Origin of the sequence: Segatella salivae DSM 15606, from assembly GCF_000185845.1 — a bacterium.
GTDB classification, from domain to species: domain Bacteria; phylum Bacteroidota; class Bacteroidia; order Bacteroidales; family Bacteroidaceae; genus Prevotella; species Prevotella salivae.
This window is the reverse complement of the sequence record NZ_GL629647.1, coordinates 895,235-898,212: the sequence shown is the minus strand read 5'-3', so window position 1 is coordinate 898,212 and position 2,978 is coordinate 895,235. Positions and strand designations below refer to the sequence as shown.

General features: G+C 33.0%; 3 protein-coding genes. All 3 read left to right on the top strand.

The window, feature by feature from the left end; translation table 11 throughout:
• The coding region (locus HMPREF9420_RS03740; protein ID WP_007134107.1) for an EpsG family protein at window positions 1-1,137 on the top strand (1,137 nt) is incomplete at its 5' end.
• 50 nt (window positions 1,138-1,187) lie between these two features.
• Window positions 1,188-2,060 (top strand): glycosyltransferase family 2 protein, encoded by an 873-nt coding sequence (locus tag HMPREF9420_RS03735; RefSeq protein WP_007134106.1) that lies wholly within the window; start codon window positions 1,188-1,190, stop codon window positions 2,058-2,060.
• 5 nt (window positions 2,061-2,065) lie between these two features.
• The coding region (locus HMPREF9420_RS03730; RefSeq protein WP_007134105.1) for a hypothetical protein at window positions 2,066-2,978 on the top strand (913 nt) is incomplete at its 3' end.

The window sequence follows — 2,978 nt, the reverse complement described above, 5'->3', positions numbered from 1 at the left end:
TTTTTTCTTATAACAGTTTTTTTAGCATTCTTTTATAATAATAAGAATGCGAAGGTTTCCCCTGTATTCTTCTTTTCTATCTCTACAATGTTAGCTTTATTTGTGGCCTGTTCTGATATGTTAGGAGGATATGATCGTTATATTTATTCAGATGCTTTCACTGCTTATGCAGAGGAAATACAAATGAGGGGAAACATATTTAATGATGCTTTCCATTTTTACTTTGGGCATGAGCCTGCTTTTGGTTTATTTTTGGCTTTCATAGGTAAATATACTGTCAACAGATATATTTTTATTTTTGTTACAACAATGTTGATGTATACTTTATTTGCAATCGCTATCTATAAAAATGTAAAGAATCCATTCTTTGGATTGATGCTTTTCGAAGCTCTGTTATTTTTCTTTACATTTGCTTATATGCGTCAAGCGTTAGCTGCAAGTGTTTGTTGGTTGTCCCTTCCTTACATTATGAAACGTCGGAAATATATGTTTTTTAGTTTGGTGTTGTTTGCAGCTATGATACATAATTCTGCCATTTATTTTGCTATTTTATGGTTTCTTCCCTTACGGAAGTATAAGCCTCAGCAAATTAGAAACTTTATGATAGTTATGTTTGTGATTGGTATTACAGGGCTTCCTTCAAAACTTTTTCTTTTTTATGGTGATGTAGTTGATTCTGCTTCTTCAAAAGCTCAGATGTATGCAAATTCCGCTACAGGTATGATTCGATTTGAATATATAGCAGAGTCTGTACTATTTCTTTATATATTATTGAAAAATTACAACGCTGTCGGTAAGGATAAGAGGAGTTTGCTACTCCAAAATACTTATATTATGTTTTGTACAATTCTTCTGCTATTTTGTCGTTCTACGGATGGTGGACGAATAGCATGGTATTCTATCATTGGAGTTATTGCTTTGCTGTCTAATATGTCGCTAAATCCTCATTATAGGAATATTGCACCATTATCTTTGTTGATAAGTGTATTTTTGTATTTTAGAATCCTTATTCTCTGGGGATTTTTATTATATCCATATAAGTCTTTCTTTACAAATGGACATAGAGATTATGATCCTGTATATGAACAATATGAGTATGATGTACGATATGATATTGATAAATTCTATAATTTATAAAATTGCTTGTAATTGATTTAGATGTTTTTTCTGACAAATAGGTTTATTGTATGCTGCTAACGATTCTAACACCGACTTTTAATAGATCAGAACTCCTACTCTGTGCTTATAAATGCCTTTGTGAACAGGGATACCATGATTTTGAATGGTTGATAATAGATGATGGCTCTACTGATGATACAGAGAAACTATTTGCTAAATTTACGGATGTACAAAATAACTTTTCTATTCGTTATTATAGAAAAGATAATGGAGGAAAGCATACAGCAATTAATTATGGAGTAAAGAAGGCAAATGGGGAGTTAATTTTAATACTCGATAGTGATGATACATTACCAGAAGACTCCTTAGCAACAATCGCACAGTATTATGAGCAGTGTAAAGGTTATAAGGACTGTGCTGGCGTTTGTGGCTTAATGGCACACCATGATGGACAATTAATAGGCTCAGGTTTTCCAAAAGACCCTATGTATGAAAGTGCATTGCAGTTTCGCTATGCAGAGAAGGGTAATGTTACTGGTGATTTATTAGAGGTTTATAAAACCTCTGTCATGAGAGAGTTCTCCTTTCCTGAGATAGAAAATGAGAAGTTTTGCCCAGAATCTTTAGTTTGGAATAGAATCGCTAATAAGTATAAGTTGTTCTGTTTTAATAAGATTGTCTATTACAGAGATTATTTAGATGGTGGACTTACAAGTAAAATTGTAAGAATAAGGATGAATAGCCCTATCGCCTCTACAATGACCTATGCAGAGATGTTGGATTATAATGTTTCTTTGAAATGGAAGATTCGATCAGCTATAAACTATTGGCGATTTAAATATTGTATTACGAATAAATCCTTAAAAGCACCAGCTGTAAAGTGGTATTGGAAAGCATTCCAAATAATAGGTCTAATGATGCACTTGAAGGATAATAAATAGTAGGTATGAAACAGATAGTCATAGATCCACGTTTGAAGTATAATTACGCTTCTTGGTATTTATTAGGAATAAAAAGACTTTTAAAGGGCTGGAAGATAACATATGAGATAGATCCCTTTAAAGGTATTAAGTATGAGAATACTGCTGATTATAACAGTGGATTTGCTTTTATTATTAGTAGCAAAGGTCAGGAAAAGAAAGTCTTTGTTGATACCGAAGATGTAGCCAAGATTATTGAAGACAGATATGAGTGGTGTGATGTCTATGGAATGGTAAACCCAACAACAGAGCAGGTTGCGGAATATGATAAGTTGATTGCAATTGGACCAGAGTTTGGTGTAACGCTCGGTAGTCGTTTCTCAACTATTATTCGTTGTTTACGACTGTTTCTCAAAGGGCATAAGTACTCAAATATTTCCTTCAAATGCTATCTCCGTGATTATCTTTATACGAATATTCGTCGTCGCCCTATAGAGGCTTATGAATGTGAAACGAAAGTTCGTTATAATTATATTTTTCATGCCTCTACATTATGGTATAATAAGTTTGCTGCAACAGATACCAATATGTATCGTGGAGAATTTTTAAAAGCATGTAAGAAAGCTGGAATTAATATAGAAGGAGGATTGTTCTATGTTAATGGAGAATCAGTATTAAAGGAAATGCCTGATTATCCTAAATATAAGGAGGAATATAAAAACTTTATTTATGAGAGTCGACTCTCTATGGATGATTATATTAGAAAGACAAAAGAGAGCGTTGTCGTTTTCAATACACCAAGTGTATGTGAATGTCATGGATGGAAACTTGCAGAATATCTTTGTATGGGAAAAGCAATTATCTCTACACCTTTAACACGAGAGATGCCTACCCCTTTGGAACATGGTAAGCATGTGCATTTTGTAAATTCTGTAGATG

Excerpts from the sequence above, each read along its gene's own strand:
- HMPREF9420_RS03735 (WP_007134106.1), top strand. The coding sequence starts at position 1,188 with ATGCTGCTAACGATTCTAACACCGACTTTTAATAGATCAGAACTCCTA.